Source organism: Flagellimonas alvinocaridis (assembly GCF_965248585.1).
Taxonomy (GTDB): domain Bacteria; phylum Bacteroidota; class Bacteroidia; order Flavobacteriales; family Flavobacteriaceae; genus Flagellimonas; species Flagellimonas alvinocaridis.
The window spans coordinates 2,643,502-2,665,936 of the sequence record NZ_OZ252111.1; the positions used below are offsets into that span (position 1 = coordinate 2,643,502).

Sequence of the window (22,435 nt, forward strand, 5' to 3'; positions counted from 1 at the left end):
GGTATCCGTTTTCTTATTTTTAAGATATGGAAAATCCTTGGCATCTTTATGCAATGGCCGTACTGTACATAATTGCAGGCTTGGCCCATTTTATATTTCCCAAGATGTATTTGCGCATTATGCCCCGCTATCTCCCTCATCACAAATTTTTAGTATTATTGAGTGGTGCGGCCGAGATGGTCCTAGGCTTGGGACTATGTTTTCAAGTGTCCCGAAACCTGAGTGCCTATGGAATCATTGCCATGTTGACTGTATTTCTAACCGTGCACTTTTACATGCTTTCCAGTAAAAAAGCCGCTGCAGGAATCCCCAAATGGATTTTAATTCTTAGGATTCCATTACAATTTGTATTGATGTATTGGGCCTATGTTTATATATCAGCTTAAGGTTCCGTGTTGATCCAAATAGCGTTTCAACCAGGGTATTTGCACAAAAAACAACACTCCGAAGAGCAAGACGGCATATAGGGTTGCCTTGGAAGCAGTATATCCTTCCATCCAACTCCATGTTTTGGAGAAATCATAATTCCACTGTATATTTTTAAACCATCCTTGACTGGGATCAAGACCATAGGTCATCAGCAAATAAATAAATCCTGCCACAAAACCCAGAAACAGAAATGTGAGAAGCTTTTTCGGCAAAAGGGGTTGGGCTACGAACACTTGCTTTTGGGATTGTCTCTCGATCTTTGCCATAAGCTTTTCGGTAAAATCCGGCGAAGGTGACTCCAAAGAAGTTTCAGCCATGACCTTGTCTATGAACGCTTCAAGTTCTTTATTTTTTTGCTCATCCATTGTTTTGAAGTATTTCTGGTTTTATGTGGCCTTCCAATACCGCTGCCAACTTCTTCCTTGCCCGGAACAATCGTACTTTCAGCGAATTTATCGGAACATTCAATATATTCTCAATTTCCAAAAGACTTTTCTCCTCAAAATAAAACAAGGTCAAAAGCCCTGCATCCTCACTGGGCAACTTTGCCAGACATTGCCCCACAAGCCTCCCCCGTTCTTCCCTGACCATTTTGTCCAAGGCCGTATCCATCTCCGTAAAGATAAAATCTTGCATTTCACCAACATCCAAGAATTTTCTGCTCTTTCGCAACCGTATCCGGTCCAAACAGGTATTATATGCAATCCTGTAGACCCATGTCGATATTTTTGAATCGCCCTTAAAATGTTCCAACGAGTTAAATACCTTAATAAAGGTGTCCTGCGAAACCTCTTCGGCCTCTTCCCTATTTCCCAACATACGAAGGGTTAAGGTGTAGACCAAATCTTTATATGTATTGACCAATTCAGAAAATGCACGGGTATTCCCCTTGCGAATGCTCTGTATCAATTTTCTTTCCTTGGTGGTCAACATTGCAGATTGGACGTTAAACCTATTGTTTTGGTTACATAAATTTCACTTTTTTATGGAACTCTGTAACCTGATCCATAAAAATCCCGTCATAGGCTAAAAACCAAAGAAGTATAATCATTAAAAACGAACAATCATGGGATCTGAAGTAATCATCTTACCCGTAATTTTTGGAGCAGTCTTTGCGATTGCCTATCTGTATTATTCAACCCGGAACAAAGAACGCATGGCCTTGATAGAGAAAGGGGCCGATGCCAGCATCTTTTTTCAGGGGAAACGTGAAGGTAAAGTTCCTTTTTGGAAAATCATCCTTATCAATGTCGCCCTTCTTTTTATCGGTATTGGCATAGCCATTTTTATGGCCGCCTTTATGGTCTACAACTTAGGGGTCAACGAGGATGTAGCCTATCCCGGAACCATTTTCTTTATGGCAGGGATTGGGTTGTTGGCAGGATTTGCCGTCGCCAAACGTTTGGAAAAATAGTATCGGCCCAATGAAAACATGATAAAAAACCATCGCAGATTGCGATGGTTTTTTTTACCTTGGTGGCATGCAAATTATCTCCACCAACTTAGGAAAACCCACAGAGGTTTCTTGGAACGATACGTTGATTACCACAGGAATTTATAAATCCCCGGTGAACACTCCCTTACTATTGGAAGCCGAAAGCGTATCAGGGGATACCATTGGAGACCGTAAGGTGCATGGAGGTATCTACAAGGCCTGTTATTTGTTTTCGGTTGAACAATATCCGTACTGGAAGGAAAAATATCCCCATCTGGATTGGAATTGGGGCATGTTTGGTGAAAACCTTACCGTTGAAGGACTGGATGAATCCGAAATCAGGGTGGGTAGTATTTACAGATTGGGTACTGCACTGGTTCAGATTACCCAACCTAGGGAACCCTGTTTTAAGCTTGGTTTGAAGTTTGGAACCCAAAAAATCCTAAAACAATTTATAAACCATGGATGGCCTGGTACTTATGTACGTATTCTGGAAGTGGGCAAAGTAAACTCTGGCGACACCATGGAACTGGTAGAAGAGTCCAGCAATCCATTGACCACTCAACAATTCTACAGGCTTTTATATGCCAAAGAAAAAGATCAAGCCATCTTAAAATTGGCCATATCCAATGATTCTTTACCCCTTCACAAAAGAGAACGCCTTAAAAAGTTTCTATAAAAAAGGGGCCTAAAAGGCCCCCATGCACATAAAAATTAACTAAACAAACTATCTTACCACCACAGTTTCCTTGTATGTTCCTTTCTTATCGGAAACAACTACGGTGTATTCATCTTCAAAGGCTTTCTCAAAGTTGAAGGATTTTTCTACCACAACTTGCCCATCTATAGTCTCATTGTAAACCAGTCTTTTTTGACTGTCATAAACTTTAACTGTAACAGCTCCTTCTGATAGGTTCAAAAGGTTCATCATCAATTTTCCCCCTTTTTTAACAAATACGGGGTCAAGGTCAACATTGATCAACTTTCTTTCAACCTCACTTTTTGCTGGCCCATTGGCAACTCCTATTGCTGTTGCAAAAAGAAACGCCATTGCCACGGTATACTTAACAACTGATTTCATAACACTCTGTTTTTAGATTACAGTACAAAGCTAGGGTTGAAGATTGAACAGAAACACCACCATTTTTTCCAGTATATGTGCAATTTTAACCTTCTGGAATGGTTAATAATTAGTTAATGTTAAAATACCATATATTTTGGTTAATTTTGTGGAGACGCTATTTTAGCTATCACCATAATTTTACAGTACGAAAAAGAAAATGGCCAAAATGATTCAAAAACCTGCTTTTGAGGCAATTGCACCCAGTTTCGGACACTCATTCCTGTATCAGAAATTCAGTGAACGGCATGAGAACAAGAACATTGGTTGGCATTACCACCCCGAGTTGGAGCTGGTCTATATTAACGGAGGTTCTGGCAAGAGGCAAATAGGTAGCCATGTTTCCTATTTTAGAAACGGGGACCTGATTCTTATTGGCTCTAACTTGCCCCACTGTGGTTTTACAGATAAGCTAACGGGCAACAAAAGTGAAACACTCATTCAGATGAAAGCTGATTTTCTGGGCAGTGATTTTTTTAACATCCCAGAAATGAAGAACATCCAAAAACTGTTCGAAGTAGCTAAGGGCGGTATTGCATTTTCCGGAAAGACGAAGACCAAAGTGGGTGAAAAAATGGAGATTTTGGAATATCAGACCGATTTTCAGCGCTTGCTTTCCATTTTAAACATTCTGAATGTATTGGCCACCTCGGATGAAATAAAAGTACTCAATGGAGAAGGGTTTGCAATGGAAACCGAGGTAAAGGACAATGATCGCATCAATATTGTCTTCAACCATGTGAAGACCAATTTTAAGGAAGACATCGGCCTAAATGAAATTGCGGATTTAGTAAGTATGACCGTACCCTCTTTTTGTCGTTACTTTAAAAAAATTACCAATAAGACCTTTACCCAGTTCGTGAACGAATATCGTTTGGTACATGCTTCCAAACTACTTGCCGAACAGCCAATCAGCATTACACAGGTGTGCTATGATAGCGGTTTCAACAACTTTTCGCATTTCAACAAGTCGTTCAAGGCCTTTACCGGACAAAACCCATCCGAATATAGAAACCAGCTCAAGACCGTTCTGCAATAGATTGCTGGCTTAACTAAATAGGTCGTTCAAGATCTTGGCCAGCCGCAATCCCCCTTTTTGAAGCTGTTCAAATAAAAGGTCGTTGTAATCATAGGTATACCGGTATCCCAGTTTTTCACCAACCTCAACAGATTCGTAGAGGGTACCACAGATTTCATGGGATTCATCCACCCAATCATAAATGCTTCCCTCCTGTATTTTCTTGCGCTCTTTTCTAGAAACGCCTCTATCCAACTCATTGGCCAATTCCGTATAGGTCATTCCGTAGGATACGATCAAATTCTTATCCCACACCCTGTGAAGGTTACTTCCCTGTCCAAACCACTGTACTTGGATATCATTCCCTCCCTTATCCTCTGCCCTACTGGCATGCATGGGCTGGTGTAGGTCTCCAATAAAGTGAACTAACATTTTTAGGTAAAAAACCCGATCTGCTCGACTACTATCCTTGTTCTTAACCACCCTGATACACTCCTCAATGGCGGTGACAATATCACCATATTTGCTCTTTTCAGAATCTTCATAGCGCATGCCTAAGGGATAGTTTACATAATGCCATGCCGAGAATTTGGAATAGGAACGATCTGCCTTGATCTCATCGGCATAGGTAGAGACAAAAGCCAGGCTATGGCCATCCAAGAGGTCGTTCAAAACCCTCTTGGCCTTTCCCGTTAAATGGTTCTGTGCAATATGACCCGTTACCCGGTGGCCTGTTTCTCCCCAAAAATTACCAAAAGAACATAGGGGCAAAAGCAAAGCAAGAAGTATCACTTTTTTCATTATCCAAGGTTTTTTCAAAAATAGGGAACTCTAAAATCAAAAGTAAAAACAAGTGGACAACAATTTTCATAATCTTTTATCAATGAACATCCTCATAAAAAATTTTGGGATTTTTTTAACGACCCTAACCCTTAAATTTGGGCACCGACTAGACTCAAAACAATGCTTAGATTACGTCTTGTACTTGTTACAACGCTTCTTCCTTTTCTATTTTTCGCCCAGTCCCAACCCAAAAGCTTTACGGTTAAATTTACCAATGAGCCTATTTTGGTGGATGGCATTTTAGATGAAACTATTTGGAAAACTGCCGAAAGTGCCAACAATTTTCAGCAATATTTCCCCTCAGACTCAACCTTGGCAGCACAGCAGACCGATATTAAAATGCTGTACAATGCCACAACGCTCTACATTGGAATTAAACTGAACACTGAGGGCGACAATTATGTAATTCCATCTTTGGAAAGGGACTACAGAGCTGGGGGAAACGACAATATCAGTTTGCTGTTTGACACCTTCAACGATGGCACCAATGCATTTCTTTTTGGAATGAATCCCTATGGCGTACGTAGAGAGGCCCTAATTTCCAACGGAGGGTCTGGCCCAAGTGGCTTCACTACTTCTTGGGACGTTAAATGGCTGGGGGAAACCCGACTTTACGATGGGTACTATGTGTGCGAATTGGCCATTCCCTTGACCTCGTTCAAGTTTAAACAAGGGGAGACCAAATGGCGTTTTAATAGTTACCGTTTTGATATGCAATCCAACGAAACCAGTACTTGGATGGAAATTCCGCAAAACCAGTTGATCTATAGCTTAGCTTTTATGGGTGATATGGTATTTGAAAAGCCTTTGGGAAAGTCAAGGACTCCCATGGCTTTGATTCCGTATGTGAATGGGATTGCAGGCAAAGACTACGAAAACGATAATGACCTCAGCGCTTTAAATTTTGGTGGGGATGCCAAGGTTTCCATTGGCAACGGAATGAACCTTGACATTACGGTAAATCCAGATTTTTCAAATGTTGAGGTAGACAATTTTGTGACCAATCTTACCCGTTTTGAAATCTCACTCCCGGAAAGAAGACAATTTTTTATTGATAACAGTGATCTTTTTGGGTCATTTGGTAGCGAAGATGATACAAACCCCTTCTTTTCAAGAAGAATAGGTATTGCAGAGGATTTGGATGGGGAAACCATAGAAAATGGAATCATTGGTGGAGTAAGGCTCAGTGGAAAACTAAATGAGAACCTACGTTTGGGGTTTTTAACCATCCAAACTGAAGAAGATGAGGCCAACCATATTGCCGGTAACAACAATACGGTTTTGGCCCTTCAGCAGAGAATGTTCTCCCGTTCCAATCTTAGTTTCATTTTAGTGAACCGCCAGACTTTTAAGGATTATGATTTTTTAGAGGAAACAGATAGGTACAACCGGGTTTTGGGATTGGATTACAATTTAGCTTCGGCAGACAATACGTGGACTGGAAAATTCTTCTACCATAAATCCTTTGCCCATGAAATTGGATCAAGGGATGATGCTGGGGGTATTACCCTAAACTACAATTCACGCTACCTAAATTTTGGCCTTGTCGGTAATTTTGTGGGTGAGGATTTTCGCTCTGATTTAGGGTTCATCCGAAGGGAGGACGTTGTATCGGCCAAGCCATTTGCAGAACTAAATTTTTGGCCCAAAAAGGGACGTCTAAACTTCCATGGATTTACATTCAACCCCAATTTTGAATGGAAACCTACCTTGGACTATAGAAACACGGATTATTTTATTTTTTCTGGTTGGCAAGCGCAGTTTAAAACCCAGGAAGAGCTATCTGCACGTCTTTTTAACCGATTTACGTTCCTCACGGAGCCTTTTGACCCTACCGGAACGGATGGTGGGGTGGAACTTCCTGCCGATCAAGGGTATTACTATACCAGCTATGAAGTGGAATTCCAGAGTGATCAACGAAAGGTTTTTTCCTATTCACTGGAACCTGGATATGGCGATTTTTTTAATGGTACGCGATTTTCATTTGAAGGGGACATGAGCCTCCGCCTACAACCTAAGGTCTTCCTTTCACTAGGATTGAACTACGATAGCATAAAACTACCTGAGCCTTATGAAAGTGCAGATATATGGTTGATAAGCCCCCGAATCAACATCACCTTCAACAAATCCATTTTCTGGTCCACCTTGATTCAATATAGCAACCAAAGGGACAATCTGGGCTTTAATTCCCGTTTACAATGGCGCTTTGCCCCATTATCCGATCTATTTTTAGTGTACAACGACAATTATTTTGTAAACTCTTTTACACCTAGGAGTAGGTCCATCAATTTAAAATTGACCTATTGGCTGAACATTTGATCAAGGCAAGGATAAGGTTTGCCCACGACCATTTTTGATTTTCCTATATTTGGGGCTATCGCTATTTAAATTCTATGGATCAACTACCCTTGACCGAAGACACGGTCATCTTTGGACTACTCTGTCTCTGCCTCGGTTTTGTCTTTTATACCTCATCCTTGAATACTGGTTTTTGGAAGAAATTCTACTCCATTGTACCCACAGTACTTATGTGCTATCTACTCCCTGCCATTCTGGCAAGTTTGGGTATCGTGGATGAATCCTCTTCCCAGACTTACTATGTGGCCAGTAGGTATTTATTGCCTGCTGCCTTAATATTGATGACTTTGAGCATAGATCTTAAAGCAATTGCCAATTTGGGTTCCAAAGCATTGATTATGTTTCTTACGGGTACTGCAGGCATTATCCTTGGGGGACCTGTGGCTATTCTTATTGTTTCCATATTTTCTCCCGAAACGGTTGGTGGAAGTGGCTTTGACGCTGTTTGGCGAGGTCTTGCCACCATTGCTGGGAGTTGGATCGGTGGTGGTGCCAATCAAGCGGCCATGCTGGAAGTATTCAATTACAACCAGGAGAACTATGGCGGTATGGTGTTGATTGATATTGTAGTAGCCAATTTATGGATGGCGATTCTTCTCTTGGGCATTGGTAAAACCAAACAAATAGATCGTTGGCTCAAGGCAGATAGTTCGTCCATTGAAGAACTTAAGAAAAAAGTATCAACTTATACTGATAAAATTGCACGTGTTACAACACTTCCGGATTTTATTATGATGCTATTCTTCGCCTTCACCGGAGTTGGAATTGCCCATTTTCTAGGAACCCATTTTGCAGGATTCTTACAAGATAATTTTGAAGTCATCCGAAACAAACAAAAAATTCTCTCTTCCTTAGGTTCCGAGTTCCTGTGGATGGTAGTGTTTGCAACCGCCATTGGCATTGGACTGTCTTTTACCAAGGCCAAGACCTATGAAGGTGCCGGAGCCAGCAAGATTGGGGGAATGTTCATTTACATATTGGTGGCCACCATTGGTATGAAAATGGATTTGGGCAAAGTTTTGGAAAACCCAGGACTCATTGCCATTGGGTTGATCTGGATGGCCATTCATGCAAGTCTTCTAATTTTAGTGGCCAAACTCATCAAGGCCCCCTACTTTTTCCTTGCAGTGGGTAGTCAGGCGAATGTTGGAGGAGCGGCTTCAGCGCCAGTTGTTGCGGCAGAGTTCCATCCTTCACTTACTTCTGTGGGGATTCTTTTGGCCGTTTTTGGGTATGTAGTGGGTACCGCAGGGGCTTATTTATGTGCTTTGTTGATGGAAGTCGCCTCCAAAGTTTAAATATTTCAGAAGATTATTTGATATTTGCCCTGCAAAATTTTTATCCATGAAGAGGTTACTATTTGTATTGTCATTGGGAATGTTGGTGCTGTCCTGTGAAAAAAACACAGAAAGCACCATGACGATTTCTGGAAATGTAAAAGGATTGAAAAAAGGGACCCTTTACCTACAACAGTTCAAGGATTCAACGCTTGTGGCATTGGATTCCTTGGAAATTGAGGGTGATGGGGCATTCACTTTTTCGGAGGAATTGGAAAGTCCCGACATTTTTTACCTCTACTTGAAAAAACAAGACAATAACGATATCAATGACCGAATCACCTTTTTTGGTGAACCAGGTCAGATTACCATAAATACCACATGGAAGACATTTGATACCGACCCAAAGATTTCTGGTTCTGCATCGCATGATAAGTTTTCGGAATTCAATGAGATGATATCCAAATTCAACATCAGGGACATTGCGCTGGCCCAGCAGGCTTCGTTACCTGATTTTCAAGGAGATTCAACAGCCTTGGATTCGCTTCAAAAACTAGCGGACATTAATTTGGTGAGACGATACAGATACGCACTAAACTTTGGTTTGAACAATGGAGACTCCTATGCCACTCCATATATTATGATGGCAGAGGCAAGCGATGCCAACCCTAAATATTTGGATTCTGTATATAACGCCCTTACTCCCGAAGTAGCCACATCCAAATACGGAAAGGTGTTCCAGGACTTTCTAAGCAAGCAGGATTAACTAACTGGCAAGACTGTTCAAATCATTGACCAACTGTGTGGCCTTTTCCTCGAGTTGGGCCCGCACACTCCTAAAATGTGCTTTTTGGTCCTCAACATTTTTTTGGTTGATTTTGTCCATGAGCTCATCAAAAGCTTCAATGGCCTTGTCAATAATGACCGTTCCCTCTTCGGATTCCTTGTTATCCGAGCCTGCCTCCCAAATGTAGACTGCTTCTATGATGTCTCCCAAGACAAAGTTGACATCCTTTTTTAAATCACGTATACTTGGCATACCGCTGTTTTTTATAAAGGTACTATTAAATGGTAACTTCCAAAAGTTTGGCGTTACCGGTATCTATTTCAATGGTGGAACTGGACGCTGCGACCAGCACCGTCTCTCCTTTTTGAATGGATGCAGTGCCCCAATCATTGGTAATCTGTGCCTCACCTCCCACACACATGTATATGGTAAATGAATCCCTTTGGGATACATCCAGTTTAAGGGGTTGGGTCAACTCCAAAAAGTTGGTTTTAAAATAGGGACAGTCCACCATGGTATTGGTTTCATCCTTACCCTTTGGGTAATCTACCTTAAAATCGTTCTTTCGCTCGTAATCAATGGCATCAACGGCCAAACTGGTATGGAGTTCCCTTAGGTTGCCATCCTTGTCCTTTCGGTCAAAGTCATAGACCCTATAGGTAACATCTGAGGTTTGCTGGATTTCGGCCAACAACACCCCAGCTCCTATGGCGTGTATCTTTCCGGTATTGATGAAATAAGTATCTCCTTCCTTTACCTCTTCATAATTCATCAAATCCAAAAGAGTACCGGACTCCAGACTTTCAATATATTCCGTTTTCTCAACATCTTTATTGAAACCCACGATCAACTGGGCACCGGGATTGGCATCCATAATGTACCACATCTCTGTTTTTCCAAAGGAATTATGCCTTTTCTTGGCCAAGGCATCATTGGGGTGCAATTGAATGGATAGGTCTTGCTTGGCGTCGATGAATTTTATCAAAATGGGGAATTCATTCCCAAACCGTTCCATCACACCTTTTCCCAAGAGGCTTTCTCCCTGAAGGCTTATCAATTCTTGGAGTGAAGTTCCCTGCAAAGCCCCATTGGCCACTTCGGAAATATCTCCACTTACTCCGGAAAGTTCCCAGCTTTCGCCAGTAATATCACTCTCTATGGGTTTGTTGAGTACGTCTCTGAGTTTTGTTCCTCCCCAAAGACGTTCCTTGAGAATGGGTTTGAACTTTAAAGGGTATAAATCCATGTTATCCTGAATAGGTTACAAAATTACGAGGTGTTTCATAGAGTACCACTTCCAATTCATTGGCCTGGTCTATGTGGGGCCTGAGTTTATTCCAAATTACCACGGCAATATTCTCCGCAGTTGGGTTGAGTTCCTTGAACTCAGGAACATCAGCATTCAGGTTTTTGTGGTCCAAAGCCTCTTCCACATGTTCCTTGATCAAGTCCTTGAGCACTTTTAAATCCATTACAAAACCAGTTCCTTGATCAATCTCCCCCGCAACACTTACAATAAGGTCGTAGTTATGCCCATGATAACGGGGATTATTGCATTTTCCAAAAACTGCTTGGTTCTTCTGCTCATCCCAATCAGGTCTGTGCAATCGGTGGGCCGCATTAAAATTAGCCTTTCTGCTTACCTTGACTTTCATTTTGCCTGGGGATTTTTCATCAAATGGTCATAGAAACGTTCAAAAATAATCTTGAACCATGCGGTATACTGCTCTGGTTGTACTGCTATATCTTTTTTGATATCTGATGGCCGCATCCATTTCCAATCGGCCACTTCCTCCGTGTTGATATTGGGAGAATCGTTGTAGGAACCCATCATCACATGATCAAATTCATGTTCGGTAAGTCCATTATCAAAAGGGGCTTTGTAGACAAAGGAAAACAGTTCTTTTAACTCCGTTTGAAACCCCATTTCTTCCATAAGTCTGCGTTTACCGGCCTCAATATTACTCTCACCGTCACGTTGGTGACTACAGCAGGTATTTGTCCACAGCAAAGGGGAATGGTACTTGTCTTTGGCACGTTGTTGGAGCATGGTTTCTCCCTTATCATTCATCACGAAAACTGAAAAAGCCCTATGTAGCAATGCTTTTTCATGCGCTTCCATTTTGGGCATAAGGCCAATAGGTTCATCCGCCTCATTTACCAAAATCACTTTTTCCTCTTCCATGAGGTAAAAATATGACCTTTGTAGGAATTTATGGGGCTAAGGGTTCTAAATTGTTCCTAAAAGAAGCGTGGGGATTTTAGATTCCCAATGTTTCTTAGGAAGTCGTACCGAAGAATAACCTCAAAAGAACCATCGTTAAATGTAGCTGCACCCAATTCGGTAATCTCACGATCATAGGCGAGTCCTATCATCAACTGATCGGAAACCATAAAGCCAAAAAGTCCACTAAAAGCAGCATCCCACCTATAGGCAACCCCTCCAATGAACCGCTCATTCAGCATAAAATTGGCGGAAAGGTCTAGCTGTAAGGGTGCACCTTGAACCACCTTGGTCAAAAGAGTGGGTTTAAACTTTAAGAAAGGGTTTAAGTCCCAGACATAACCTGTGATGGCATATAGGTTGATTTGCTCCTTGGCCGTAGATACCGAGGATTCATCAAAGTGGGTGGTTTCCAAAATCCTTGGAGCCGAAAGACCTGCATAAAACCTGTCCGTATGGTAATATACGCCAGCTCCAATATTTGGAGAAAATTTGTTTTGAATATCCTGCTGGGACTGCAGCTGTGGGTCTATTTCAAACTCATCCAATTCTGAATAGCGAATGTCCAACATGTGTGCACTGGCTTTAAGACCAAAACTCAACTTACCCTCAAAAGAGGTTTGTATGGTATACGAAAAGTCCACATCAAAATAGGTTTCGGAAGTAGGGCCAATCTTATCGTTGACCACAGAAATTCCCAATCCAACTCCTCGGTAACCCATAGGTGTATGAATGTTGAGGGTCTGTGTTTCAGGAGCTCCATCAAGCCCTAACCATTGGTTCCTATATAGTGCCGCGATGCTCAAATGCCCCCGCGAACCTGCATAAGCCGGGTTAACACTTACCGTATTGTACATGTACTGGGTATACTGTGCATCTTGCTGCGCATGGACCGTTCCCACAACAACCAGAAAAAGTAGGGTCGATAGTTTCTGTACGTTCCTTAGAATATGTTTTATCTCCACAGTAACCATGTTTATCTGTTAATGTATATGTATCCTGAGAGTTGCTTCATGTTTCCACCTTGATCTTGATAATCAATGACGTAGAAATAGGTACCCACAGGAAGCTTGTTGTCTTGATCGACCGTTACCCTACCTTGGGAAGTACCGTCAAAAACATTTCCAGTAGTATTATAGGACTTGGTCTGGAAGACCATTACCCCCCATCGGTTATAGATCCTGACCGTGTTGTTTGGATAATCTTCAATACCGTTAATGGCCAATACGTCGTGTACTCCATCCCCATTGGGAGTGATAACGTTGATCACATCAATGGCTTCGGCCGTTGTTTCACCCAAATCAGCGTCCAAGTAGTTGGGTATACCGTCTTCATCGGAATCGTCATTGGCATAGTTGCCATCCAAATCCAAATCCTCATCAATGGTTTCAATACCATCATCATCATCATCAGAATCCCTAAAATCTGGAATACCATCAGAATCGGTATCCAAAAGGTCGGTGTTGGGATTGTCAATTTCATCATTGACATCCAAATCAATTACTGTGCTGCCTTCAAAGGCATCATCAAGACCGTCATTGTCCTTATCGGAACCTATGAGTGATATATCGGCAATGCCGTCTTGGTTCATATCGTGGCCCTCAATAATATCTGGAACATTGTCATCATCACTATCTGTATCCACATAATCTGGAATACCGTCATTATCGGAATCTTGAGGAATCAAACCAATATTCCCATCATTTTCATAGGCATCGTCCAATCCATTTCCATTAACATCAACCGAGCTTGGTGGAATATACCCCAATGCAGGTTGTGCCTCAATATTATCTGGGATTCCATCATTATCACTATCTATATCCAAGTAATCTGGAATACCATCCTCATCGGTATCTGTTGGGTTGGTAGATGGATCATTGTCGTTATCAGCATTGAGGTCCTCAAAACTATCCACAATACCATCCCCATCGCTATCCAAATCAACTCCAGAAGAGTTTACAATCACTGTGATTGTGGCCGTATCACAATGTCCATTGTCATCACAAACGGTGTATTCGAAAGAATCTGTCCCTATATAACCCGGATTGGGTATGTAGGTAATATTATCATCAGATGGATTGTTTGTGGTGCCATTATCATTTAGTTGGATGGATCCATTGGATGGATCAGTAGCAGTAATAGTTCCTATAGTTGGAATGTCATTATCATTTCCTCTCCATGAAATAGCCACATCAACTCCTTGATCTGTAGAAACTGAGTCATCATTGGTATCCACGATTGGTAGTACATCAACAGTCACCGTAGCAGTACTACAATCTCCTAAGGTGTTACAGATGGTGTAATCAAAACTGTCGCTTCCATTAAAGTCAGGATTAGGAATATATGTTACATTATCATCTGATGGGTCATTGGGTGTGCCATTATCATTAATGTTGACAGTACCGTTTGCAGGGTTAGTTGTGGTAAGGGTACCTGTAGATGGCAAATCAGAATCATTGTCAAAAATGGGCGCTTGAATAGATTCATCTTCATTGACTACGATTAAGTCATCAACCAATGTAGCCGCCTGACTCATACAAACCACCGTAAACCGTGGTAACTCACTACTGTTTCCTACTTTAGTAATGGTAGCCGTATACCGCATCACGCTTTGGGTACTTATAACTGTTGGTCGGGTTTGATCTCCACTCAGTGATGGACTCCAACTTACTGTAGCTCCTGAAGGCACACTGGCAGAAATATCCAAGGTAACTTCATTGTTTGGCGCTTCACATTCTGTTAAAATAAAATATCCCGTGGCATTAGATCCACAAAGAGTACCATCGTATGTTGCAAAATAAACACCGGGTTGGGTTGCTTCGTAAAAAGAATTTGTTCCAAGAACTGTACCCAAATCGGAAGCTTCAAACCATTGGTAGTTATTTTCATCACCCGTATTGGGAGCTTGAAGCAAAAACTGGGCGTTTGCAAAGTTCATCCCCAAAAACAGGATGAACAATCCAATAAATAAAGACCTATGTAAGTTTTTTGAGTTCAAATCGATCAGTCTTTATCTCATTCTTATTTTACAACGAAAACCACATTGATCAATGCATTATAGTCTGATGGCTGACCAATGATATCATAGGTAAGCTCACCACTTGCATCAATACTCATATTATCAAAGACTGCTGGGTCTGCATAGGTCACATAATAGTATAGATCCGTTGCACCATAGGTTGGTATTGCCGCTGGGGCTCCTAAACTTGCCACTGCTGGAGTACCAAATTGTGCCACGTATTGATTATATAGATTTAATGTTCTACCAACTCCATTTGTTGAGGCATCAACCGCTATGGAAGGCGGATAAAAAATCCGAGCCGCTTTGGATACAATGGGTGACATTGCCTGAATTGCGCCTTCAACAGTTGTTTCCGAACTACCATCTCCATCTGAGTCAACTGATGTATCTAAATCAACATCTGAAGCAGTTTGATCAATATTGATATCAGCCAAAGCTACCTGAAGGGTACCGTTACTGTCCTCTATCTCTAGGTTCGCCCCACTTACCTCGAAGCGGGTATTGATCTCATTGGTCACGCTTCCATCGACCTCCACAAAGGTGCTGTTCACAATGTAAGGGTCGCCAGTGGTGCCCGTACCGCTGACGCTGATGTCCGTACCGGCGTTCACGATGGTCTCCGAGCCATCGGCCGCATTGGCCGTGATCTGCGTGTCCACGTAGTTCTTCGTGGCGGCGTCCTGCGCATTGGTCGGGTCCGTCACGTTCGTTATGGATGTGCCCGCGCTGTTGCCCTCGCCGAGCACGCTGGCCAGATCCTGTATCTCGTTGGTGATGCTTCCGTCCACCTCCGTGAAGGTGCTGTTCACGATATAGGGGTCGCCAGTGGTGCCCGTACCGCTCACACTGATGTCCGTACCGGCGTTCACGATGGTCTCCGATCCATCGGCCGCGTTGGCCGTGATCTGCGTGTCAACATAGTTCTTCGTGGCCGCGTCCTGGGCATTGGTCGGGTCCGTCACGTTCGTGATGGATGTGCCCGCACTGTTGCCCTCTCCGAGCACGCTGGCCAGATCCTGTATCTCGTTGGTGATGCTGCCGTCCACCTCGGTGAAGGTGCTGTTCACGATATAGGGGTCGCCAGTGGTACCTGTGCCGCTGACGCTGATGTCCGTACCGGCGTTCACGATGGTCTCCGAGCCATCGGCCGCGTTGGCCGTGATCTGCGTGTCCACGTAGTTCTTCGTCGCGGCGTCCTGGGCATTGGTGGGGTCCGTCACGTTTGTGATCGAGGTCCCTGCGCTGTTGCCCTCGGAAAGTACCTCCGACAGGGTCTGGTCGTCACTGCCCAAGTTCGCCAAGGGCACCTGTAGGGTCCCGTTGCCATCTTCTATCTCAAGGTTCGCCCCGTTTACCTCGAAGCGGGTATTGATCTCATTGGTCACGCTGCCGTCCACTTCGGTGAAGGTGCTGTTCACGATATAGGGGTCGCCAGTGGTGCCCGTACCGCTGACGCTGATGTCCGTACCGGCGTTCACGATGGTCTCCGAGCCATCGGCCGCATTGGCCGTGATCTGCGTGTCCACGTAGTTCTTCGTGGCCGCGTCCTGCGCGTTGGTCGGGTCCGTCACGTTCGTGATCGACGTCCCCGCGCTGTTGCCCTCGGAGAGTACCTCCGATAAGGTCTGGTCGTCGCTGCCCAAGTTGGCCAAGGGTACCTGTAGTGTACCGTTGCTGTCCTCTATCTCTAGGTTCGCCCCACTTACCTCGAAGCGGGTATTGATCTCATTGGTCACGCTGCCGTCCACTTCCGTGAAGGTGCTGTTCACGATATAGGGGTCGCCAGTGGTGCCTGTGCCGCTCACACTGATGTCCGTACCGGCGTTCACGATGGTCTCAGATCCATCGGCCGCATTGGCCGTGATCTGCGTGTCCACGTAGTTCTTCGTGGCGGCGTCCTGCGCGTTGGTCGGGTCCGTAACGTTCGTGATGGATGTGCCCGCGCTGTTGCCCTCGCCGAGCACACTGGCCAAATTTTGTATCTCGTTGGTGATGCTGCCGTCCACTTCGGTGAAGGTGCTGTTCACGATATAGGGGTCGCCAGTGGTGCCCGTACCGCTGACGCTGATGTCCGTACCGGCGTTCACGATGGTCTCCGAGCCATCGGCCGCGTTGGCCGTGATCTGCGTGTCAACATAGTTCTTCGTGGCCGCGTCCTGCGCGTTGGTCGGATCCGTAACGTTCGTTATGGATGTGCCCGCGCTGTTGCCCTCGGAAAGCACTTCCGACAAGGTCTGGTCATCGCTGCCCAAGTTGGTCAAAGGTACCTGTAGTGTACCGTTGCTGTCCTCTATCTCTAGGTTCGCCCCACTTACCTCGAAGCGGGTATTGATCTCGTTGGTGATGCTGCCGTCCACTTCCGTGAAAGTGTTGTTCACGATATAGGGGTCGCCTGTGGTGCCGCTCCCGCTCACACTGATGTCCGTGCCGGCGTTCACGACCGTCTCCGATCCATCGGCCGCGTTGGCCGTGATCTGTGTGTCAACATAGTTCTTCGTGGCGGCGTCCTGGGCGTTCGTAGGGTCCGTCACGTTCGTTATGGATGTACCCGCGCTGTTGCCCTCGGAAAGCACTTCCGATAAGGTCTGGTCGTCGCTGCCCAAGTTGGCCAAAGGTACCTGTAGTGTACCGTTGCCGTCCTCTATCTCTAGGTTGGCCCCGCTCACCTCGAAGCGGGTATTGATCTCGTTGGTGATGCTGCCGTCCACTTCCGTGAAGGTGCTGTTCACGATATAGGGGTCGCCAGTGGTGCCCGTACCGCTGACGCTGATGTCCGTACCGGCGTTCACGATGGTCTCCGAACCGTCAGCGGCATTGGCCGTGATCTGCGTGTCAACATAGTTCTTCGTGGCCGCGTCCTGCGCGTTGGTCGGATCCGTAACGTTCGTTATGGATGTGCCCGCGCTGTTGCCCTCGGAAAGCACTTCCGACAAGGTCTGGTCATCGCTGCCCAAGTTGGTCAAAGGTACCTGTAGTGTACCGTTGCTGTCCTCTATCTCTAGGTTCGCCCCACTTACCTCGAAGCGGGTATTGATCTCGTTGGTGATGCTGCCGTCCACTTCCGTGAAAGTGTTGTTCACGATATAGGGGTCGCCTGTGGTGCCGCTCCCGCTCACACTGATGTCCGTGCCGGCGTTCACGACCGTCTCCGATCCATCGGCCGCGTTGGCCGTGATCTGTGTGTCAACATAGTTCTTCGTGGCGGCGTCCTGGGCATTGGTCGGGTCCGTCACATTGGTGATCGAGGTCCCCGCGCTGTTGCCCTCGCCGAGCACACTGGCCAAATTTTGTATCTCGTTGGTGATGCTTCCGTCCACTTCGGTGAAGGTGCTGTTCACAACGTAGGGGTCGCCAGTGGTGCCTGTGCCGCTCACGCTGATGTCCGTGCCGGCGTTCACGATGGTCTCCGAGCCATCGGCCGCATTGGCCGTGATCTGCGTGTCCACGTAGTTCTTCGTGGCCGCGTCCTGCGCATTGGTCGGATCCGTAACGTTCGTTATGGATGTGCCCGCGCTGTTGCCCTCGCCGAGCACACTGGCCAAATTTTGTATCTCGTTGGTGATGCTGCCGTCCACCTCGGTGAAGGTGCTGTTCACAACGTAGGGGTCGCCAGTGGTACCTGTGCCGCTGACACTGATGTCCGTACCGGCGTTCACGATGGTCTCCGAGCCATCGGCCGCGTTGGCCGTGATCTGCGTGTCAACATAGTTCTTCGTGGCCGCGTCCTGCGCGTTGGTCGGGTCCGTCACATTCGTGATCGAGGTCCCCGCGCTGTTGCCCTCGCCGAGCACGCTGGCCAGATCCTGTATCTCGTTGGTGATGCTGCCGTCCACCTCGGTGAAGGTGCTGCTCACAACGTAGGGGTCACCAGTGGTACCTGTGCCACTGACACTGATGTCCGTACCGGCGTTCACAATGGTCTCCGAGCCATCGGCCGCATTGGCCGTAATCTGCGTGTCCACGTAGTTCTTCGTGGCGGCGTCCTGCGCGTTGGTCGGGTCAGTAACGTTCGTTATGGATGTGCCCGCGCTGTTGCCCTCGGAAAGCACTTCCGACAAGGTCTGGTTGTCTGTATCAATCAAGGCCGCAATATCCGCTAGTGATACGGCATATGTGTTCGTATCAGAATCTGTAATGACCAAATTGGTATTGGTCCCATCAATCCCAAAAGAAGTAATCGTTGTATTGGTATCGGTAAGGCTATCGCTTAAGCTACTTAAATCAACATTGACACTTCCCCCATTCTCCAATGTCAATGTCAACGTATTGGTTGCATCGTTAAACGTAAAACCTGTAAGCTGTTGGGCATCTGTAGAAGTCAGTTCCCAAGTATCACCATCCCAAAAGTAAATGGTTCCAGTATTGGTATTGACATAAATGTCTCCTGTGTCGGCACCGCTTGGTACTATCGCTCCTGGGCTTGACACATCGGTTCCTTTTAGAACTTCACAATTGCACTGGTCTTGCAGGGTTACTGTGGTTTGAGAAAAGGCAATTCCTGTAGAAAGTAGCAGGATTAAAACTAATATGCTCTTTTTCATGGGGTTATTATTAGTTGAGGGTTCTGTAATTGTATTTTTTTTTGCAATTTTACTAGCTTAGTTTTCGTGTTGGTTGCAAGAATCAACACTTGGCATTTTAATACATGCTACAAAATTACCTTTACTTATAGGGGGGGAAAATATTTGTTGTGTATGCCCTGAATCTTACGGTATAGTCTTGAATTTTTGAGGTGATTGTCCGAATACCTCCTTGTTTCTCAGGACCGTTTATCGATAAATCCAGCAATATCAACGGTTAAGAATGCTTCAAAAATTGAAGACCATTTTATGAATCTAATCGTAAGAAATATCCTTCGCTTTATTTTTTAAACTTTTTTATGTGTTTAAATGATGTATTTGAGGTAATAATTTTTCTCGAAGGAAGATTGTAAAATCAAGTTACTACAAACAAAAAGCACCTCTTGAAATTTCAAGAGGTGCTTTTTATTCTTATTCAGTGGTAGAATCAGTCAAATATGATGAATTCGGATCTTCTGTTTAGCTGGTGTTGCTCGCTGGAGCATGGTACTCCATTAGCACATTCGTTGACCAATCTTGATTCTCCAAATCCTTCGCTTTGTAGTCTGTCGGCAGCAATCCCTTTGGAAATCATATAATTTATTGTAGACTCTGCTCTTTTCTGTGATAACCAGAGGTTATATGCGTCGTTTCCACGGCTATCGGTATGTGAGTTCACCTTAATTTTTAAGCTTGGGTACTTTTCCATGGCTACAATTACCTTTTGGATTTCGATTTCGGCATCTGGACGAATGTTGTATTTGTTCAAATCAAAATAAATGGTACTCAGCTGGAGTAGTTTGGCCAAATCATCGCCAAACCCACCGGTCACGACATCGCGTTCCAAATAAAAATCTATAATTCTTGGTTTGCCATCGGACTTATTCAGGTACTCCTCTGCAGGAACATACCCATCTCGTGATGCCCGTACAAAATTACCCTTGGAGCAATCCAACTGCAAAACATAATTGCCTTTGGAATCTGTAATTGTTGAAGAAATTTCTTTATTTTCCTCATCAATGACCATAACTGTGGCTCCTGCCAATACTTCATTGGATATCCGGTCTCTAACCGTTCCCGAAACTTCTTGTATGCAATCGAGCACCAAAGGGTCATTTTCAACAAACTCGTAAATATCATCTTCTCCCATGCCACCTTCTCTATTTGAGGAAAAGTAGCCCTTCTTGCTCTCTGAATCGAAAATAAAGGAAAAGTCATCTAGAGGTCCATTGATGGGCCTACCTACGTTAACAACTGGTTGATCGTAATCATTGAAGGCAATTTTGGTGGCAAAGACATCCAAACCACCCAAACCTTGATGGCCGTCCGATGAAAAATATAATACACCATCTTTAGTGATAAACGGAAAGGTCTCACGTCCTATGGTATTGATGTTCTTCCCTAGATTGATGATTGGCCCATAGGTTCCGTCTCCAATAATTTCTGTCATGAATATATCCGATTCCCCTACACTTCCGGTCATATCAGAAACAAAATACAACCTCTTCTCATCTGGACTCAAGACAGGGTGTGCCACCGAATAGGAATCATTGTTGAAAGGGAGCTCCGTAACATTTGTCCAAACCCCGTTTACCTTTTCTGCACTATATATTTTGAGACGGATGATGCCTTGTTCGTCCTTATATTTCTTCCCATCCAAAAAATTGTTTCGGGTAAAGTACATGGTGGTTCCATCCTTGGTTACTACCGAGGTTGATTCATGTAGTCGGGTATTCACGTCTCCCTCTAGTTTTATGGCTCTTCCATTGGAAGCACTATCAGCATCGACCTTATATAGGTCCAGAAAGTCTTTTGAGTTCCATGTATGCCTATAGCGGGCCAAATTTCCCGTGTCCCTATCCGAAGCAAAAATGAGACCTTTCTCATAAAAAGATGCTGCAAAATCTGAATACTTACTATTATATTCGAAGGGCTTTACACCATATCTTCCTGAGTTTTCCTCTATTTTGGCCAGATAGTCTTCATCAAAATCAACATCAACCGCGGTCATCGTCTTGAACTTTTCCATCAATTGGGCAGCTTCATCGTAATTCCCCAACGATTTCAAGCTTTGGGCATATCTAAAAATGAAGTCCACTCCCATTTCATCTGGATAGGATTCTTCCAGTTTCTTATAGATATTGGCTGCCTCTTGGTACTTCGCATTGAAATAGTAGGCATTTCCAAGGCGTTTCAGCAAATCTGACGACACATATCCTTTGTCCAATACCTTCTTGTAAATGTCGATGGCCGGACTAAAGGAATATTCTTCATAACGTTGATCTGCCCTTGCTTTTCTTTTGGCTTGCTGCTTATCTGGAATGCTATCCTGTGCCAGCATGTTCGCTATGCATCCAAAAAACATGAGAAGGAGTATGGGTATTCTTTTTAGCATCCTAACCTGTATTAAAAGAATCTTGGTGATACCGTTCTTTGAAATGATTTAAGCAACTCCAATCTGAGGAATATCTCAAAAGAGCCGTCGTTGAATTGGGTCCCTCCCAATTCGGTTACTTCCCTGTCATAGGCCAGACCTATCATTATCTGGTCCGTAATCTGAAATCCTGCCAAGGCACTTACCGCAGCATCCAATCTGTATGCGGCGCCAAAACTGAACTTGTCTGCATACAGGAAATTTGCCGATAGGTCAACTTGCAAAGGTGCCCCTCCAACAGCTTTTGTCAAAAGAGCCGGTTTAAATTTCAAATCGGCCCCAATATCAAAAACATACCCTGTAATCAAATAAAAATTGATACGCTCGGCCGACAAAAAGTTCACCGAGCCATCATCATTATTATTGTCAAAATATTCGCTTTCCAAAATATTTGGTGCTGAAGCCCCAACATAGAATTTGTCAGTATGATAATAAATTCCCAGTCCAAAATTAGGATTGAACTTGTTATCGATGTTATCTTGACTGACCACTTCTTGATCAAAATTTCGAAGTCCGTTGAAATCCAAGCTGAGCATATTTCCTCCTGCTTTCAACCCAAATGACAATTTAGCATCCCTTGCGAATTGGATGGTATATGAAACGACGGCATCCAAGTAAGTTTCTTGAACCACTCCATCCCCAATATTGTCATTAACAATGGAAACTCCATAACCCAACCTACTGTTTCGGATGGGTGAATGAAGGTTTAAGGTGAACGTTTCTGGGGCACCATCCAACCCTACCCATTGGGAACGGTACAATCCGGCAAAACTCAATTGGCCTCGAGACCCGGCGTAAGCAGGGTTTACGCTCAAGGTATTGAACATGTATTGCGTATATTGTGCGTCTTGTTGGGCAAAAAGCCCCATGGACATCATTCCCAATACAGCAAACGGAACTAAAAAATGTTTTTTTATCATTCTATCACT

20 protein-coding genes are annotated in these 22,435 nt (G+C 44.3%); 7 read left to right on the forward strand and 13 right to left on the reverse strand.

Annotated features, from left to right (window positions below; genetic code table 11):
- Positions 1–26 precede the first annotated feature (26 nt).
- A complete protein-coding gene (locus tag ACP14V_RS11830) occupies positions 27–386 on the forward strand; it encodes a DoxX family protein (RefSeq protein WP_272610956.1) in 360 nt (119 codons plus the stop codon).
- Here the strand turns inward: ACP14V_RS11830 and ACP14V_RS11835 are convergent.
- Both ACP14V_RS11835 and ACP14V_RS11840 read right to left on the reverse strand, forming a co-directional pair.
- Entirely contained in the window at positions 378–794 is a 417-nt protein-coding gene (locus tag ACP14V_RS11835; protein WP_272610955.1) for a hypothetical protein, read from the reverse strand. The genes ACP14V_RS11830 and ACP14V_RS11835 overlap by 9 nt on opposite strands.
- Positions 787–1,362, reverse strand: coding sequence for an RNA polymerase sigma factor (locus ACP14V_RS11840; RefSeq protein WP_272610954.1), 576 nt, complete (start codon positions 1,360–1,362; stop codon positions 787–789). The genes ACP14V_RS11835 and ACP14V_RS11840 overlap by 8 nt, the downstream gene beginning before the upstream one ends.
- A gap of 133 nt (positions 1,363–1,495) precedes the next feature.
- Between ACP14V_RS11840 and ACP14V_RS11845 the strand changes: the two genes are divergently transcribed.
- On the forward strand, positions 1,496–1,843 hold the full coding sequence (locus tag ACP14V_RS11845; RefSeq protein WP_272610953.1) for a DUF6249 domain-containing protein: 348 nt from the start codon (positions 1,496–1,498) through the stop codon (positions 1,841–1,843).
- A 67-nt stretch (positions 1,844–1,910) separates the two neighbouring features.
- Positions 1,911–2,543 carry an MOSC domain-containing protein gene (locus tag ACP14V_RS11850; RefSeq protein WP_272610952.1) on the forward strand — a complete coding sequence of 211 codons (633 nt, stop codon included), beginning with the start codon at positions 1,911–1,913 and terminating at the stop codon, positions 2,541–2,543.
- 48 nt (positions 2,544–2,591) lie between these two features.
- Here ACP14V_RS11850 and ACP14V_RS11855 read toward each other — a convergent pair whose 3' ends face one another.
- Entirely contained in the window at positions 2,592–2,945 is a 354-nt protein-coding gene (locus tag ACP14V_RS11855; protein ID WP_136567234.1) for a hypothetical protein, read from the reverse strand.
- A 208-nt stretch (positions 2,946–3,153) separates the two neighbouring features.
- On the opposite strand from ACP14V_RS11855, the gene ACP14V_RS11860 reads away from it, so the two are divergent.
- Positions 3,154–4,023, forward strand: a complete 870-nt coding sequence (locus ACP14V_RS11860; protein WP_136567233.1) for an AraC family transcriptional regulator — start codon at positions 3,154–3,156, stop codon at positions 4,021–4,023.
- Between the two features lie 9 nt (positions 4,024–4,032).
- On the opposite strand, the gene ACP14V_RS11865 is transcribed toward ACP14V_RS11860, so the two are convergent.
- On the reverse strand, positions 4,033–4,803 hold the full coding sequence (locus ACP14V_RS11865) for a S1/P1 nuclease (RefSeq protein WP_272610951.1): 771 nt from the start codon (positions 4,801–4,803) through the stop codon (positions 4,033–4,035).
- Between the two features lie 162 nt (positions 4,804–4,965).
- Here ACP14V_RS11865 and ACP14V_RS11870 point away from each other — a divergent pair, with 162 nt between their 5' ends.
- From ACP14V_RS11870 to ACP14V_RS11880, 3 genes are all read left to right on the forward strand, one after another.
- Positions 4,966–7,164, forward strand: coding sequence for a DUF5916 domain-containing protein (locus tag ACP14V_RS11870; RefSeq protein WP_272610950.1), 2,199 nt, complete (start codon positions 4,966–4,968; stop codon positions 7,162–7,164).
- A gap of 74 nt (positions 7,165–7,238) precedes the next feature.
- A complete protein-coding gene (locus ACP14V_RS11875) occupies positions 7,239–8,501 on the forward strand; it encodes a DUF819 domain-containing protein (protein ID WP_136567230.1) in 1,263 nt (420 codons plus the stop codon).
- Between the two features lie 46 nt (positions 8,502–8,547).
- Positions 8,548–9,246 (forward strand): DUF4369 domain-containing protein, encoded by a 699-nt coding sequence (locus ACP14V_RS11880; protein ID WP_272610949.1) that lies wholly within the window; start codon positions 8,548–8,550, stop codon positions 9,244–9,246.
- Here ACP14V_RS11880 and ACP14V_RS11885 read toward each other — a convergent pair whose 3' ends face one another.
- From ACP14V_RS11885 to ACP14V_RS11925, 9 genes are all read right to left on the reverse strand, one after another.
- Positions 9,247–9,519 (reverse strand): hypothetical protein, encoded by a 273-nt coding sequence (locus ACP14V_RS11885; protein ID WP_136567228.1) that lies wholly within the window; start codon positions 9,517–9,519, stop codon positions 9,247–9,249.
- Between the two features lie 25 nt (positions 9,520–9,544).
- Positions 9,545–10,513: a type I phosphomannose isomerase catalytic subunit gene (locus ACP14V_RS11890; protein WP_272610948.1), complete on the reverse strand. Its 969-nt coding sequence runs from the start codon at positions 10,511–10,513 to the stop codon at positions 9,545–9,547.
- Position 10,514: 1 nt separating this feature from the next.
- Entirely contained in the window at positions 10,515–10,922 is a 408-nt protein-coding gene (locus ACP14V_RS11895; RefSeq protein WP_272610947.1) for a 6-pyruvoyl trahydropterin synthase family protein, read from the reverse strand.
- The gene (gene idi, locus ACP14V_RS11900) at positions 10,919–11,452 is read right to left on the reverse strand and encodes an isopentenyl-diphosphate Delta-isomerase (RefSeq protein ID WP_272610946.1); all 534 of its coding nucleotides are present in this window, start codon (positions 11,450–11,452) and stop codon (positions 10,919–10,921) included. Before idi ends, ACP14V_RS11895 begins: the two co-directional genes overlap by 4 nt.
- A gap of 56 nt (positions 11,453–11,508) precedes the next feature.
- On the reverse strand, positions 11,509–12,465 hold the full coding sequence (locus tag ACP14V_RS11905; RefSeq protein WP_272610945.1) for a PorP/SprF family type IX secretion system membrane protein: 957 nt from the start codon (positions 12,463–12,465) through the stop codon (positions 11,509–11,511).
- 2 nt (positions 12,466–12,467) lie between these two features.
- Positions 12,468–14,429: a gliding motility-associated C-terminal domain-containing protein gene (locus ACP14V_RS11910; RefSeq protein ID WP_272611005.1), complete on the reverse strand. Its 1,962-nt coding sequence runs from the start codon at positions 14,427–14,429 to the stop codon at positions 12,468–12,470.
- Positions 14,430–14,512: 83 nt separating this feature from the next.
- The gene (locus ACP14V_RS11915; protein WP_424987396.1) at positions 14,513–19,054 is read right to left on the reverse strand and encodes a beta strand repeat-containing protein; all 4,542 of its coding nucleotides are present in this window, start codon (positions 19,052–19,054) and stop codon (positions 14,513–14,515) included.
- A 466-nt stretch (positions 19,055–19,520) separates the two neighbouring features.
- Positions 19,521–21,467 carry an OmpA family protein gene (locus ACP14V_RS11920; protein ID WP_272608108.1) on the reverse strand — a complete coding sequence of 649 codons (1,947 nt, stop codon included), beginning with the start codon at positions 21,465–21,467 and terminating at the stop codon, positions 19,521–19,523.
- Positions 21,468–21,478: 11 nt separating this feature from the next.
- Positions 21,479–22,426, reverse strand: coding sequence for a PorP/SprF family type IX secretion system membrane protein (locus tag ACP14V_RS11925; RefSeq protein ID WP_136566323.1), 948 nt, complete (start codon positions 22,424–22,426; stop codon positions 21,479–21,481).
- Between the last annotated feature and the right edge of the window lie 9 nt (positions 22,427–22,435).